The organism is Microbacterium sp., from assembly GCF_035554235.1.
Taxonomy (GTDB): Bacteria; Actinomycetota; Actinomycetes; order Actinomycetales; family Microbacteriaceae; genus Microbacterium.
This window is the reverse complement of the sequence record NZ_DATMIO010000048.1, coordinates 1-15,621: the sequence shown is the minus strand read 5'-3', so window position 1 is coordinate 15,621 and position 15,621 is coordinate 1. Positions and strand designations below refer to the sequence as shown.

At 70.4% G+C, this 15,621-nt stretch carries 11 protein-coding genes; 7 read left to right on the top strand and 4 right to left on the bottom strand.

The features are described 5' to 3' along the window. On the bottom strand, positions 1–3,397 hold a 3,397-nt coding region (locus VNT50_RS02305), incomplete at its 3' end, for a S8 family serine peptidase (RefSeq protein WP_325483493.1). 136 nt (positions 3,398–3,533) lie between these two features. On the opposite strand from VNT50_RS02305, the gene VNT50_RS02300 reads away from it, so the two are divergent. From VNT50_RS02300 to VNT50_RS02280, 5 genes are all read left to right on the top strand, one after another. Next, positions 3,534–4,088 (top strand): ECF transporter S component, encoded by a 555-nt coding sequence (locus VNT50_RS02300; RefSeq protein WP_325483492.1) that lies wholly within the window; start codon positions 3,534–3,536, stop codon positions 4,086–4,088. Between the two features lie 153 nt (positions 4,089–4,241). After that, positions 4,242–6,092, top strand: coding sequence for an ABC transporter ATP-binding protein (locus VNT50_RS02295; protein ID WP_325483491.1), 1,851 nt, complete (start codon positions 4,242–4,244; stop codon positions 6,090–6,092). Then, entirely contained in the window at positions 6,089–6,901 is an 813-nt protein-coding gene (locus VNT50_RS02290; RefSeq protein WP_325483490.1) for an energy-coupling factor transporter transmembrane component T family protein, read from the top strand. Before VNT50_RS02295 ends, VNT50_RS02290 begins: the two co-directional genes overlap by 4 nt. Positions 6,902–6,938: 37 nt before the next feature. Beyond that, on the top strand, positions 6,939–7,829 hold the full coding sequence (locus VNT50_RS02285) for a siderophore-interacting protein (protein WP_325483489.1): 891 nt from the start codon (positions 6,939–6,941) through the stop codon (positions 7,827–7,829). Beyond that, positions 7,826–8,440: an ECF transporter S component gene (locus VNT50_RS02280; protein ID WP_325483488.1), complete on the top strand. Its 615-nt coding sequence runs from the start codon at positions 7,826–7,828 to the stop codon at positions 8,438–8,440. Before VNT50_RS02285 ends, VNT50_RS02280 begins: the two co-directional genes overlap by 4 nt. Before the next feature lie 103 nt (positions 8,441–8,543). Here the strand turns inward: VNT50_RS02280 and VNT50_RS02275 are convergent, their stop codons facing one another. Together VNT50_RS02275 and VNT50_RS02270 are read right to left on the bottom strand one after the other, a co-directional pair. Next, positions 8,544–9,707: an acyl-CoA dehydrogenase family protein gene (locus VNT50_RS02275; protein ID WP_325483487.1), complete on the bottom strand. Its 1,164-nt coding sequence runs from the start codon at positions 9,705–9,707 to the stop codon at positions 8,544–8,546. A gap of 162 nt (positions 9,708–9,869) precedes the next feature. After that, positions 9,870–10,820, bottom strand: a complete 951-nt coding sequence (locus VNT50_RS02270; RefSeq protein ID WP_325483486.1) for a M15 family metallopeptidase — start codon at positions 10,818–10,820, stop codon at positions 9,870–9,872. A gap of 588 nt (positions 10,821–11,408) precedes the next feature. Here VNT50_RS02270 and VNT50_RS02265 point away from each other — a divergent pair. After that, positions 11,409–12,977: a beta-propeller fold lactonase family protein gene (locus tag VNT50_RS02265; protein WP_325483485.1), complete on the top strand. Its 1,569-nt coding sequence runs from the start codon at positions 11,409–11,411 to the stop codon at positions 12,975–12,977. Positions 12,978–13,130: 153 nt separating this feature from the next. Next, the gene (locus VNT50_RS02260) at positions 13,131–14,201 is read left to right on the top strand and encodes an Rv2578c family radical SAM protein (RefSeq protein WP_325483484.1); all 1,071 of its coding nucleotides are present in this window, start codon (positions 13,131–13,133) and stop codon (positions 14,199–14,201) included. Between the two features lie 137 nt (positions 14,202–14,338). Here the strand turns inward: VNT50_RS02260 and VNT50_RS02255 are convergent. Continuing rightward, the coding region (locus VNT50_RS02255; protein WP_325483483.1) for a DEAD/DEAH box helicase at positions 14,339–15,621 on the bottom strand (1,283 nt) is incomplete at its 5' end.

Here is a 15,621-nt window from a genome sequence, read left to right as displayed (position 1 = left end):
CGCCCGTCGGCGTGACCGCGACCGTCACGGCGAACGACGCGGCCGAGGAGCCGATGTACGGGCTGACCGTGACCTTGGTCGACGAGCCGAACTTCACGAAGACGGCGGCGCTGTCGGCGACCCCGCCCGGCCGGCCCTCGGCGGCCGCCGTGACGCGCACCGAGAGGCTGGTGCCCCGGTCGGCGCCGACCACCTTGTACGTCGTCGCGGTCGCGCCCTCGATCGGCTGTCCGTCACGCAGCCACTGGTACGAGAACGTCAGCCCTTCCATGTCCCACGTGCCGGGGCTCGCGGTGAGCTTCTTGCCGACGGCCGGGGTTCCCGTGATGGTCGGTGCCGCCGTGTTCACCGGCGGAGCGAGGCCCGAGTCCACGGTCAGCATGGTCTTGACCGCAGAGTCGCCGTACTGCACGACACCGTAGTACCGGGTCTCGGGCGCGAGCCCGGACCACGACAGGGTGTACGTGGCCGGCACGGACTCCGTCACGGGCAGCGGGTTCGGGGTCGCCGTCAGCGACCCCTCGCCCCCGGCACCGACGACGCCGGTCGTGAGGTCCCACACGAACGGTCCCTGGCTGGCGTACCGATTCACCTGCACGAGGTACGTACCGGGGGTCGGGTCGTGCAGGAGCACGGCCTCATCGGCCGAGCCCGATGCCGACGTGAACTGCTCGTAGTAGCTCCACACCTCCGGGCTGACGACCCGGTAGACGAAGAGGTCGAGGTCGAGCCCCTCCTCGTCATTCGTCGCCAGGTCGAAGCGTGCGACCTTGCTGCCTTCCGGCACGTCGACGACGAAGTAGGCGTTGTAGTCCTCGGCGCCCGGGTCGCCCTCCGCATAGAAGGAGTTCTCATCGCCCGAGTGGCCGGGCACGGCCGGGAACTCGGGGTCGGTCTGCAGCACGGCCGGGGCGAGCCCACCGAGGTTTAGCGGCAGGTCACCGCTCACGCCGGGGATGATCTCGACATCCGTGCTGCCCGTGACGCCCGTTCCCGTGACCTCGGCCGGCGCGTCGGCCGTGACTGGGAACAGCGCGATCGGCGAGCGGACCGTCTCGGGGCCGGTCCACGTCAGGAAGCCCGTCCCCCATTCCTCGGCCGGCGCCGTGGTCTTCGTGAAGGTCACGGTGAACGTGGCCTTGGCGCCTTCCGCGAGGGTGATCGACGCGGGCTCGACGACGGCGGTGAAGCCGGGCAGGTCGACGGATGCGGCGTAGGTGCCGGCCGTCGTGGCCCGCACGGTGCGCGTCACCGTCTGCGGTCCCGACAGCGATCCGATCGCGATGGATGCGAGGTTGAGGTCGCTCCCGTCGATCGGTTCGGAGCCGGAGTCGTAGAGCTCCTTGCCCTGCAGGTATTGCAGCCACTCCGGAAGACCGTTGTCGTAGATCAGACCGGCGTCGAAGTACCTGGTCGGGTCGACATGACCGGCGCCCTGGGCGAACGGGTCGGTGCTCTCCGAGCCGTCGTCGTTCACCGTGTCGTACGCGGTGGTCATGAGCGCAGACTTGATCTCGCCGGGGGTCGCCTTGGGTCGTTCGCCGAGATAGAGCGCGGCGAGACCGGCGACCTGCGGCGACGACATCGACGTGCCCGACTTGAAGCCGAACGTTGGCTCCTCGCCCTCCGGGTTGTGCGTGGCCGCGAGGATCGCGACGCCGGGAGCGGAGACGTCCGGCTTCAGGATGTCGCTGCCGTCGGCGAGCATGGGCCCGCGGCTCGAGAAGCCCGCGACGACGGGGGTCGGGGTCTCGACACCGGTGATGTTCTCACCGTGCAGCGTGGCCGTCGTTCCTCCGGGCGCCTGCACGGCGGCGAGCAGCGCCGTGCGGAACGTGCTCTGGATGTGCACGGTCGGCACCGAGTGGAAGTCGTTGTCGAGCGAGCCGGGTGTGACGTTGACGAGGATCATTCCGACGCCACCGGCCTCGGCGACCGCCTGCGACTTCTCGACGCGGGCGTTCGAGCCGCGGTCGCAGACGACGATCTTGCCGGTGACCAGCGCCGGGTCGAGCGTGTCGAGGTAGCAGAGGCTCGCCTCCGCCGCGTCGGCCGCCGCCAGTTTGGCGTCGCCCGCATAGACGACCGGCGCGGTGATCTCCTCGCCGAAGGGCACCGAAACGGAGGCGCCCGCGGCGATGAACCCGCCCGGAAGCGTCACGGTTCCCTCGTAGGTGGGAATGGTGGATGCCGCGACCGTCGTGTACCAGGGCGACGCGTGGTCGGCGGTCGATGCGCCGGGGCCGTCGTTGCCCGCGCTGACGGCGACGAAGATGCCCGCCGCCGCGGCGGCGAGGAAGGCACGGTCCTCGGTGGCGAACGTCGATGTGGCGGCTCCGCCGCCGATCGAGTAGTTGATGACGTCGACCCCGTCTTTCACCGCCGCATTGATCGCCGACATCAGGTCGCTGAGCGCGCAGATGTCGTCGCTCGTGACGAGCGGGTCGGGGCCGACGAAGCACGCCTTGTACGCGGCGACCTTCGCGGCCGGTGCGACGCCCGAGATGGCGCCGAAGTCCACGCCCCCCACGCTCGCGGGCACGGCGTTGTTGCCCGCCGCGGTGCTGGCCGTGTGCGAGCCGTGCCCGTCGCCGTCGCGCGGCGACAGGAAATCGGATCCGAAGTCGTACCCGGTGGCGGCGGCGCCCTCGCTGAAGAACTTCGCACCGACGAGCTTCGTGGAGTAGTCGTCGTTGTTCCAGGCCTCGCCGGAGACGCGCTCGCTCGTGAAGACGCCGCCATCGGCCTTGGCGTAGTGCACGACGTTCCCCACGAGGTACGGATCGGGGCCGGCCGTCGTGCCCAGCGGCGAGCCCGCGAACGACGGGTTCTCCGGGGCGATGCCGGTGTCGATGACGCCGACGACCGTGCCGGCGCCGGCGGCATCGACGCCGCCCACGGCGTTCCACACGCCGTTGTCGCCCTCGAGGCCGAGGAATTCGGTGGAGGGCATCGCGTCCGGGTGCAGGATCTCGTCGGGGACGACCGCCGAGACGCCGCTCTTGGCGGCGAGCTTCGCGGCCTGCTGGGCCGTGAGGTTGGCGGTGAAGCCGTTCAGCGTGATGGTCAGGTTGCCATCCGGAGTGACGCCGGCCGAGGCGGCGACATCCCGCTGCCGATCGGTGAGAAACGACGAGTACTTCTTGACAGCCGAGGAGGAGGCATCGAGCTTCTCGCCCTCGTCGGGCTGGGTCGGGGCGAGGCCCGCCTCGCCGCCGTCGTATGTCGCGGCCGGGGCTTCGTCGAGAAGCACGATGTAGCGGCCGGCGGCGAGATCGACCGGTGTGGGTGCTGTCACCCCCTCTGGCTCTGCGGCATATGTGGCTGTTGCTGCGGTGCCGGCGAACAGTGCGGCGAGTGTGACGACCGCTGCTGCTCGGAGGGTGGTGCGACCCATTCGTGAGCTCCTCAGTGTTGTGGTGAGGGAAGATCGTGCGACGTCCTGGGCGCACGAAGGCCAACGTAACTCACAGGGAACTCTAAGCTGGATGAGAAGCCTCTCATCCGTCCATGACCCCCAGTAGGCTGAGCAGGTGGCTCAGCATCCCTCCCTCTCGACGCGCGTTCTGCTCACTTGCGCGGCCATCGGGGTCGCAACAGGCCTCCTGTCGGCCGGCGCGGGCTACCTGAGCGTCGCCGTCGCGGCGGGATTGCCCCTGTTCTACGGACTCATTCTGGGAGCGCACGTTCTGCCGGGGGTCGTCGCCCAGGCGCTCCTGCGACAGGCGTGGGTCGCGCTCGTCACGCACCTGATCGCGGCGCTCGTCGCGAGCGCCCTCGCCCCGCAATGGACACCGCGGTTTCTCGGCACCGCCATCCTCATCGGCGGCATCCAGGAGGGGGTGGCGGCGCTCAGCCGCTATCGCCGGTGGGAGCCCTGGCGGTTCATCGTCTCGGCTCTCGTAATCGGGGCAGTGCTCGCCGCGACGATCGGTCTCGCCGCCGACGTCGGGCAGTTCCCCGTGGGAGCGCAGATCGTCTACCTGGCGTTGTTCCTGGTCTCGCCCGCCGCGTGGACCGTCGTGGGGCTCGCGATCGCGGCGGCGCTCCGCCGCGCCGGTGTCGCACGGACCCGCACCGGCGGCTGAATCCCCGTCGGGAAGGATCCGGTCGGGAAGGATCTCGTCGGGATGGCGCGAGGCTAGGGCGCGACGCCCGGGTGAAAGCTTTAGCGGCGCGAGGTTAGGGTCGGCTAAGTTAGGTCTGACTCACTTCCTCCTCTCGCTGGGAACCCCTCGCCAATGACAACGCCCGAGCCCGCCGCTCCGCCGGCGGCAGCAGCGCCGCCTGCGCATGTCGACGCACCGCTGCTGCGGCTGGACGGCGTCTCGGTGCGTCACGAGGGCGCCTCGCAGCCGACCCCGGCGCATGCGACCTTCGAGGTCCGGATGGGCGAAGTCGCGCTCGTGCTCGGCCCGAGCGGGTCTGGCAAGTCGACGCTGGCGCTCACGCTGAACGGGCTCATTCCGCACGCGCTGCCGGCCGATGTCGGAGGCACGGTCACGGTCGACGGCCTCGTGGCATCCGAAACCCCTGTCGCCGAGCTCAGCACGCGCGTCGCGATGGTCTTCCAAGATCCCGACGCGCAGCTGTTCACCGGCTCGGTGCTCGACGAGGTCGCGTTCGGTCTCGAAAATCTCCGGATGCCGGTGGCCGATGTGCTCGAGCGCACCGAGGCGGCCCTGCGCCGCGTCGGACTCTGGGACCGCCGCTCGTGGAACCCCGACCGGCTGTCGGGTGGCGGCCGCCAGCGTCTCGCGATCGCCTGCGCCCTCGCGATGGGGTCGCCGCTGCTGGTGCTCGACGAACCGACGGCCAACCTCGATCCGGTCGGCATCGAAGACGTCTATGCCGCCCTCGCGGAGGTCGTCGCCGGCGGCGACCGGGCGATCGTGCTGATCGAGCACAACCTCGACGCCGCCATCCCCTTCGTGGACCGTGCCGTCGTGCTCGACCAGTCGGGCAGGGTCGTGTTCGACGGCCCCGTGGGACCGGTCCTGCGCGAGAACGCCGACGAACTCGTGCGCATGGGCGTGTGGCTCCCCACCGCGACGCTCGCCGCGCTGCGGCTGCGGGATGCCGGATTCGCGATGGAGCCGCTCCCCCTCACGCCGGCCGCCCTGCGCGCGGCGCTCGCGGCGCCGGAGGCCGAGGCACCAGCCCCCAGCCTTGCGCCCGCACTCACGCCCACCCCTGCCGTCACTCCCGCCTCGGCCGTCTCGACCACCCCCCGATCGATGCCCCCGGCCGGATCGACGTCCATGGCGGTATCGATGCCCGCGCCCCCGGCATCCACCGCCCTCATCTCGGTGCGCAACCTCACGGTCACCCGGCACCGCCGGCCGGTGCTGCACGAGATCGACCTCGACATCGCGGAGGGATCGTTCGTCGCGGTCGTCGGCGCGAACGGCGCGGGCAAGACCACGCTCGTGCAGGCCATCGCGGGCGTGCTCCCGCCGCCGCGCGGACGCGTGCGGGTGGGCGAGATCGACCCCGGCAGGGCCTCGCCGCGCGAGCTGGCGGCGCGCATCGGTTTCGTCTTCCAGAACCCCGAACACCAGTTCATCGCCAACACGGTCTTCGACGAACTCGCGCACGGGCTCCGCCTGCGTCACGCCCCCGACGCGGAGGTGACGGCCCGCGTCGACGAGCTGCTCGAGCGCTTCGGGCTCGCCGACAAGGCCGGGACGCACCCGTTCTTGCTGTCGGGCGGCCAGAAGCGCCGGCTCTCGGTGGGCACCGCGCTCATCGCGGGTGCCCCCATCCTCGCGCTCGATGAGCCGACGTTCGGGCAGGACCGCGCCCGCGCCGACGAGCTGCTCCGCCTGCTGCGGACGCTCAACGCGGAGGGCACGACGGTGATCGTCGTCACGCACGACATGCAGCTGGTCGCCGAGTACGCGAGCCACACCGTGCTGATGGCGGATGGGCGCATCCGCGCCGCGGGCCGGACGGCGGATGTCTTCGCCGACGTCGCGCTCGTCGAGGGCGCGGGACTCCGGCTGCCGCCCCTCACCGTTGCGCTGCAGGGCATCCCGCGCCTCGGCGGCGCCATCCGCCTCGCCGATCTGACGCCCGGGGTGACGGCATGACGACCACCGCGTTCGACCCGTACGCCCCCGCCGCACCGTCGTCGCGCTTTCTCCATGCGCTCAATCCGCTGTCGAAGATCGCCGGGCCCGCCCCCGCGATGATCGCGCTCGTCTTCGTGCGAGACCTCGCCACGCCGGTCGCGTTCCTCGTGCTCGCGTACCTCATCGTGCTCGCCGGCGCGCGCCTCACGCGCCGCCTGGGTGCCCTGCTGTTCCTCGCCGTCCCCGCGGGGATCGTGCTCGTCGGCTGCGGCTTCTCGATCTGGGTCGATGCCGCGCGCGTGGACGCGACCGCAGAGGTGCTCGGCATCGGGAACTGGGTGCTCTACGCCGGTGCGCTCGAGATCGGCTTCGCGACATCGCTGCGGCTCGCCGCGATCCTCTCGCTCGCGCTCATCGGCGGCGTCACGACGACCGGCCCCGACCTCGTGCGGGCAAGCGTCCAGCAGCTGCGCGTGCCGTACCGCATCGGCTACACCGCCCTCGCCGCCTACCGCTTCGTGCCCCGCTTCGGGCACGAGCTCGAGGTGATCCGCGCGGCGCACCGCGTGCGGGGGCACCACGGCGGACCAGGACCCTTCTCGCGGCTCGCCCGCGCCTGGGGCTACGTCGTGCCGCTGCTCGCGGGCGCGATCCGGCACGCCGAACGCGTCGCGCTGGCAATGGATGCGCGCGCCTTCGGCGCTCATGCGACGCGCACGGAGCGCTACCTCGTGCCCTTCCGCGGCCGCGACGTCGTGTTCATCGTGCTCTTCTGGGCGGCATCCGCTGCCGTCCTCTGGTACTGGTTTCCCTGGCAGCTCGGCTGATGCCGACATCCACCCGAAAGGACGGCCGATGGCCATCATGAGCAAAATGGTCAAGCCCGCAGACCAGGGCCTGATCCACCTCACCGTGCTGCGCACCGAACGCCTGGCCCCGCACTGGGTGCGCGTGACCCTCGGCGGCGGCGACATCCACCGCTTCGTGCCGATGGGCTACGACCAGTGGTTCCGGCTGTTCCTGCCCGTCGGCGGCGACGAAGGGCTCGGCCGCATCCCCGCCAAGGCGAACAAGACGCTCGGGTACCTCAAGTATCTGCGGATCCCCGAGGGCGTCCGGCCGGTGATGCGCAACTACACCGTGCGCGCGTTCCGTCCGGCGACGGATGCGTCGGGGCACGGCACGAGTGGCGCCGCCGAGCTCGACGTCGACTTCGTGCTGCACGGCACGGCCGCCGAGGGCACGGCCGGTCCGGCATCCTCCTGGGCGGAGACGTGCGCGCCCGGCGAGAGCGTCGTCATCATCGACGAGGGGCTCGCCTTCAACCCCGAGCGCGGAGTGCGCTCGGTCGTGCTCGTCTCGGACGAGACCGGGCTCCCGGCGATCGCCGGCATCTGCGCGAGCCTCCCCGCCGACGCGAAGGGCATCGCGATCATCGAGGTTCCGAGCCAGGACGACGCGCTGGAGTTCACGCGACCGGTCGGCGTAGGCATCCAGTGGGTCATCCGCGACCGCGACGCCCGGCGCAAACCGGGCGAGCTCGCGCTCGACGCCCTGCGGGCCGCCGCCCTCCCCGATGGGGATTTCCACGCGTACATCGTGGGCGAGCAGGCGCTGCCGACCGGCGCGCGCCGCCACCTCGTGGGCGATCGCGGCGTCGACAAGAACCTCGTCAGCTTCTGCGGGTACTGGCGCACCGGCCATGCCGCGCAGCGCACGAACGAGGCGGCGCACCAGAAGGAGACGAGCCGATGAAGAACGCACCCACCGCGATCCTGCTGACCTGCGCCGCGATCGGAGTGGCCGGCGGCATCCTGCTGGTCCCGGCGAACTGGATGTCGACGGTGCTGTTCGCCTCGGTGCCCTTCGCCGCCGTGGCCGTTGCGGGCCTGTGGCTGCTGCCCGCCGTCGTCGCGCTCCGCCTGCTGCAGCGGCCCTTGGTCGGGCTGCTCGTGGGCGTGATCTCGGGGCTCGTCATCGTCCCGTTCTCGGGCTACGGCTTCGGCAGCGTCGCGACGAACGTGTGGTGGGCGTTCTTCGCCGAGCTGCCGTTCCTGATCGTGCTGTACCGCTTCTGGGCGACGTGGCAGCACTACGCGGGCGCGATCGTCGTGGCGGCCGTCTATCCCGTCCTGGCGTGGGTCAGCTTCGACCTCGGGTCGATGCCCCTCGGCCTGCAGATCGCGTTCGTGGCGCTCACCGCCGCGAGCACCGTCGGGGCGACGGCGCTCGGCATCCTCATCGCCGACCGGCTGCGCGACGCCGGGGTCGCGCGCACCGCGCGGCGCCGCCCGAAGCCCGCGGCATCCGTCCCCTCACCCGCGTCCCCCGCGTCCCCGCCACCCGCGCGGACCACCACGGACTGAGAGCCGCCCCCCTCGAGAAACGACGAATCGGCCGAGACATCGTGCATTGCGCAGTGTCTCGGCCGATTCGTCGTTTCTCGGGCGATGGGATGGATCGCGCGGGCTACTTCTTGCCCGCCAGCTGGCGGCCGACGATCTCGCGCATGATCTCGTTCGTGCCGCCGTAGATGCGGTGCACGCGGGCGTCGAGGAACGCGCGGGCGATCGGGTATTCGGTGATGTACCCGTAGCCGCCGTGCAGCTGAACGCACGTGTCGAGCACTTCCCACTCGCGCTCCGTGGCCCAGAACTTGACCTTCGCGGCCTCCTCGGCCGTCAGCTTGCCGTCCTTGTAGAGCAGCATCGCGCGGTCGAGATAGGCCCACAGCACGTCGACGGTGGTCGCGATGTCGGCGAGGCGGAAGCGCGTGTTCTGGAAGTCGGCGATCCGCTGCCCGAAGCTCTCGCGGTCCTTCGTGTAGGCCAGGGTCCATTCGAAGCCCGCCTGGGCGGCGGCGGCCGCGGCCACGCCGATCGACAGGCGCTCCAGCGGCAGGTTCTTCATCAGCTGGATGAATCCGTGGCCGGCTTCGCCGCCGATGAGGTTCTCGTCGGGCACGAAGACGTCGGTGAACGAGAGCTCGGCGGTGTCGTGGCCCTGGAAGCCCATCTTGTGGAGCTTCTTGCCGTGCTCGAAGCCCTCCATGCCGTTCTCGATGAGGATGAGGCTGAAGGCGTCGGGGCGGTTGCCCTCTCCGGTCTTGACGAACGTGACGATGAGGTCGGCCGTCTTGCCGCTCGAGATGAACGTCTTCGCGCCATTGACGAGATAGCCGCCGTCCACCTTCTTCGCGGTGGTCTTCGCGCCGCGCAGGTCGCTGCCCGCTCCGGGCTCGGTCATCGCGAGCGCGCCGATGATCTCGCCGGTCGCCATGCCGGGGAGCCACTTCTCCTTCTGCGCCTGCGTGCCCATGTGCACGAGGTACGGAATGGCGAGGTCGTCCTGGATGCCGAGGGCCCCGGCGAGCGATCCGGCACCGGCGCGGATGACTTCCTCGTTGACGATCGCCCGGAAGCGGTAGTCCTGCAGCATGCCCGCGCCGCCGAATTCCTCCGGCACCGCGAGGCCGAGGATTCCCGCCTCGCCGGCGGCACGCATCGTCGCGCGATCGATCTCGCCCTCGGCATCCCACTTCTCGCGTGCCTCGTTGGTGACGTAGCGCTTGACGAACTCCTTCACCATGTCGCGGAATGCGTCGTGGTCTTCGTCGTAGATGTCGCGGTCCATGCCGTGCCTCCTGTGTGCCGAGGCGACTTTCCTCGGTCCCTGAGTCTGTAGAAGGGGCCGCGCCGCCGCATCGATTCTAGGCCCGAGTTCCGCCGCCGCGTTTCACGCTGTGGGATTGCATCTCACGATCGTGAAACTGAGTACCGCGTTTGTGGGATGCCGCTAAGGGGCGTAGCCGGGGGCTGCGGGCAACCCGAAGAACTCCTCCAGCGTGCGGAATCCACCGTCGTGGTAGGCCCGGGCGAGCTCCCGGCCGACGTACCGCAGGTGCCATGGCTCGGGCTGATAGCCGGTGACCGGGGTCTGCCCGTCCTCGTAGCGCACGATCCAGCCGTGCTCCCATGCGTGGGCGGCGATCCACGCGCCCTGGGCGGTCGCCGCGAACTCCTCGATGCTGCCACAGCCCCCGGCGCACGCCACGACATCGGCCGCGAGCCCCGTCTGGTGCTCGCTGAACCCGGGGCGGGCGCTGATCAGGTCGGCTCCGGCGACACCTCGGGCGCGAACCTGTGCGTTGTACGTGGAGCGCTGCATCGAGAACGACCGGAACCCGCTGTCGAGCCCGACCTCGCCGGCGCCCGCAGTCGCCGAGGCAGCCAGCAGCTGCGCGAGGTCGGCTCCGGCATCCACCCGCAGCTCGGTGTCGCCGAGATTGCGCACCCCCGCGGGCAACCCCAGGCCGCTGGGCGAGAAGTCGATCGGGTCGCACGGCCGCTGCTTGTTGACGACGACCCAGACGTGCGCGGGGTCGGCGAGCGGTATGCACGGGGCCGAGCCTGCGGCGATCGCCTGGCGGAACGCGAAGGCACCCCCGCTCGCCGCGATGACGGCGCCGTCGTCGCCCGCGGCGAGCCCGGCCAGGACGTCGGGGAGCCCGCAGATCGATGCGGCCGCCGGCACCGCCGTCACGGTCGGCGGCGGCAGGGCCGTGGCCCCCTCGGGGAGCGGCGGTGGCGGGTCCGACGCGGCGGGGGCGGAGGGCGGGGTGTCGGGGGCGGCGAGCGCGATCGCGGTCGCGGCCGTTCCCACCAGTGCGAGCGCGAACGCCACCGCCGCCCAGAGCCGGCCCGTCGGGCGCGGTCGGGCCGCGTGTTGTGAACCCGGGACCGTCACCCGCCCATTCTCCCCCGCGCGCCTGTACGCAGCTCACCGCCTCCGGCCTCGCTCGTCATCCCGGCCTCGCTCATCGCAAATTGCGGGTCGCTGTCACCCGCACCCGCACATCGCCCCCAGCGAGCAACCGGGCCGAGCACCATCCCCGCTCGCTCGTCGCAAACGGCGGGTCACCGCCCCCACCACCCGCACATCGCGCCCATCGGGTGAGAGGTGGGGTGAAGGGAGATCACCCGCATCACTCCGCGTGGTTGTATGGACTCGGTTCGGGGGGACCCGCGCCTGTCGACCAAGGAGACAGACTGCATGCCGCGCAGAGATTCGGCCGCTCGTCGGCGGAGACGTTCACGATTCTTCGCCGGAGGGACGGCAGTGATCGCTGCGATTGCCCTCGCGGTCGGTGTTCCGACGGCTGCGTTCGCCGACACGGTTGTCGACACGATTCCGGGCGTCCCGTCGGCGGGGCACGAGAGGAGTCTCGTCATTTCGCCCGATGGGACTCGCGTGTACGTGGTGGATGGTACGGGAAGCGTTACGCGCATCGATACGGCGACCGATGCGGTGATCGATACTGTCTCGATCGGAGTCGTGCCCACCTCGGTCGCGGTCTCCCCTGACGGCACCCGTCTCTACGTCCCGAGCGCTCCGAACGACTCGGTGACCGTGATCAATGCCGCAGACCTTGCGGTGGTGGCGACGGTGCCCGTGCTGGATTCTCCTATCTCCGTGGCGGTCTCCCCCGACGGAACGCGCGCGTACGTCACGCACACGGACACGGCCTTCACTCCCCCGGTAGCCGTCATCGACACCGCGACCAACACGGTCATGGCAACCGTGGCAGCCCCCCCAAGCACTCGCGCGATCGCGATATCGCCCGACGGGTCACAGGTCTACGTCGCCCACTTCAGTCCCACGTCGTTCAACGTCTCGGTGATCGATGCCGCGACGAACACCATCGTCGGGACCGTGCTGACGGGTGGAAACACCAACCGTCTCGGCTCGCTGGCGTTCACGCCCGATGGGTCCGTGCTCTACGGCACTCGGGCCGGCAGCGACAGCCTGGTGATCATCGACCCGGTGACAAACACGGTCACCGGAACCATTCCCGTCGGTGACAACCCCTCCAGCGTCAGCGTCACCGCCGACGGCACGCGGGCCTACGTCAGCAACCTGAACTCTGACACCGTCTCGGTGATCGACACGGCCACCAACACTCTCGCCTCCACCATCGCCGTCGGCGACGGCCCCAGGAGCATCGCGACCAGCCCGGACAGCCTGTTCGCGTACGTGGCGAACCTGGGCGCGGGCAACGTATCCGTCATCGCGCTCGACACGTTCCCGACGATCACCACGACCACCTTGCCGAACGGCACCGAAGACACCGCGTATGCGGGGGCTATCGCCGCCACGGGATCCCCGGCCCCGACGCTCGCGGTCACGACGGGAACACTCCCGCCCGGGCTGACCCTGGACCCCGCGACCGGTGCCATCACCGGCGTCCCAACCACCGTCGGAAGCTACCCCTTCACGGTGACCGCCTCCAGCAGCGTGAGCGGCATCGCCTCGACGGCCACGCAGGCGTACACGATCGTCATCGCCGCGGTCCCGGTCGCACCGTCGGCCCCGTTGAACCTCGACGCCACCCTCACCGGCGCGGCGATCGCCCTCACGTGGTCCGCGCCGGCATCGGATGGCGGCACCGCGGTCACGGGGTACCGGATCGAGCGCAGCACCGACGGCGGGCCATTCACCGTGCTCGTCGCCGACAGCGCCTCCACGGCGACCGGTTACAGCGACGCGACGGTCGCAGCGGGCACGCAGTACTCGTATCGGGTGATCGCCCTGAACACAGTGGGCGCGGGCGCGGCATCCAATGTCGACTCGGTCACCATGCCGACGGCCGGTGCCGGCAGCGGTGGTTCCGGTTCAGGCACTGGCGGTGCCGGTCCGGGCAGCGGGGGTTCGGGTGTGGGCAGCGGCTCATCGACCGAGCGGTCCGGTCTGGCGACCACGGGAGTGAACGGCACAGCGATCGGCGGTTCCGCCGCTGCAGCGCTGGCCGCCCTCGTTCTGGGTGGCCTGCTCCTCACCCGCCTCACTCGTCACAAACTGCGGGTCGCCGCCACCACCACCCACACATCGCGCCCAGTGAACTGAGGGGCGAGCAAGACCCCGCAACCGCCTCGCTCGTCGCAAACTGCGGGTCGCCGGCACCACGACCCGCACTTCGCGCCCAGTGAGCAGAGGGGTACTTCGAAGTTTTCTGCGCATCACGCTTGACCTTGTTTCGTACATCTGTTCCAATGGAGCATGCGTTGGCGAGGACAGGAACTCGGCGTGGCGGATGCCGCGGCCCTGCCGGGCCTCGAGCGCCTCGACGGCCTCGTCCGGTCGGTGACGACGCCGGAGTTCGCGGGCGTCACGTTCCACGAAGTGATGTGCAAGTCCGCTCTGAACCACGTGCCGGGCGCCTCTCGCATGCCCTTCGACTGGACGGTGAACCCGTACCGGGGCTGCAGCCATGCGTGCGTATACTGCTTCGCTCGCGGAACGCACGAGTACCTCGACCTCGACGGGGGTCACGACTTCGACACGCAGGTCGTCGTGAAGATCAACGTCGCCGAGGTGCTGCAGAAGGAGCTGCGGCGCGGGTCGTGGACGCACGCCCCCGTCATGCTGGGCACGAACACCGACCCGTATCAGCGCGCCGAAGGACGGTACAAGCTGATGCCCGACATCGTCGGGGCGCTCGCCGGTTCAGACACGCCGTTCTCGATCCTCACGAAGGGAACGCTCCTCCGCCGCGACCTTCCGCTGCTGGCGGATGCCGCGCAACACGTGCGCGTCAGCCTCGCGATGTCGATCGCCGTGTTCGACGATCAGCTGCAGAAGACGATCGAGCCCGGAACCCCGACTGCCCAGGCGCGGCTCGACACGGTGCGCGCGGCCACCGAAGCGGGGTTCGGGGTGACAGTCTTCCTGATGCCGATCCTGCCGCACCTGACGGACTCGATCGCCGCGCTCGATGACGCCCTGCGCCGCATCAAGGAATCCGGTGCGACCCGCGTCGTCTTCGGCTCCCTGCACCTCCGGCCCGGCGTGAAGCCGTGGTTCATGCAGTGGCTCGGCAGGGAGCATCCGGAGCTCGTCTCGTCGTACCTCGGCCTCTACCCCGGTGCATCCGTCGAGGCGCCGAAGGCGTACCGCACGTGGCTGACCAGGCGGGTCCGACCCTTGCTGCGGGTGCACGGGCTCGACGGTCGCGCCGAGAACGACGCCGCGCGCGGGGCGCCGGTCTCGGGTCTGGCCGCCCGCTCCCGCATCATCGCGACGGGCCGCGCAGCTCCCGTCTCGGAGCCGGGGCCCGCCACGCTGTTCTGAGTATCCGCGGCCGGTGGGGTCGCGGGGTTCCGCCCGCGTGCGCATAACTCCTGCATCCCGCACGAAAAGCGCCGCGAGTGACCCGTTTCCGGGCCGCTCGCGGTGCTCTTGCAGGAGTTATGCGCGCTGGCGCGAACCTATGCCGTCAGATCGGCGGTCGTCATCCGACCCGCGAGCTGCTCGATCGTGTCGTCGCCGGGGCGAACGTTCTCGAACGGCGCCTCGATCTCGGCCCGCTCGAGCATCTCGTTCATGCGACGCTGGCGCTGACGCGTGATGAGGGTCACGACGCGACCGGTCTTGCCCGCGCGTCCGGTGCGGCCGGAGCGATGCAGGTAGGTCTTGTACTCGTCGGGGGCGTCGGCCTGGATGACGAGATCGATGTCGTCGACGTGGATGCCGCGCGCGGCGACGTCGGTAGCGACGAGCACGCTGACCCGGCCCGAGGTGAGGCGCTCGAGGTTGCGCGTGCGCTTCTGCTGGTTGAGGTCACCGTGCAGCGCGACCGCCGCGATGCCGGCGTCGTCGAACTGCTCGGCGAGCATCTCGGCGTAGGCGCGGGTGCGGGCGAAGACGAGCGTCTTGCCCTCGCGGTCGACGAGCTGGTCGAGGATCTCGGCCTTGTCGCGGTGCTCGATCACGAGCACGAGGTGCTCGATCGTGCTGGAGGCCTGGTCTTCACCGGCGACCTCGTGCACGGCGGGCTCCACGAGGAACTCGTCGACGAGCGCCGAGACCTCGCGGTCGAGCGTCGCCGAGAAGAGCAGCTTCTGCGAGCCGTCGGCTGTTTCGCGCAGGATCCGCTGCACGGGCTCGAGGAATCCGAGCTCGCACATGTGGTCGGCCTCATCGAGCACCGCGACGCTGACGTCGGAGAGGTCGAGCTTGCCCTGGTTGATGAGGTCCTCGATGCGGCCGGGCGTGCCGATGATGATGTCGACGCCCTTCTTGAGCGCACCGACCTGACGCGCCTGGGGCACGCCGCCGTAGATCTGCGTGGTGAAGAGCCCGACGCTGCGGGCGATCGGCTGGATGGTGCGGTCGATCTGCAGCGCGAGCTCGCGCGTGGGAGCGAGGATGAGGGCCTTGGGCTTGCGACCGAACTCGCGACGCACGCCGGCCTGCTGGCGCAGCACGTTCTCGACGAGCGGGGCGCCGAAGGCGATGGTCTTTCCCGAGCCGGTGCGCCCGCGGGCGAGAACGTCGCGACCGGCGATGATCTCGGGGATCGTCGCCGCCTGGATGACGAACGGGGTCGCCGCGCCGAGGTCGGCGAGGGTGCGGACGATGTTGTCACCGAGACCGAGGTCGCCGAAGCTCACCCCGTCGACATCCGTTGCCTGAATGGCCTCGGCCTGCAGGCGCTCGTGCACGACGTCGACATGCTGCTCGCCGGCGTGGCTGCGTGCGGGGGCGGCGT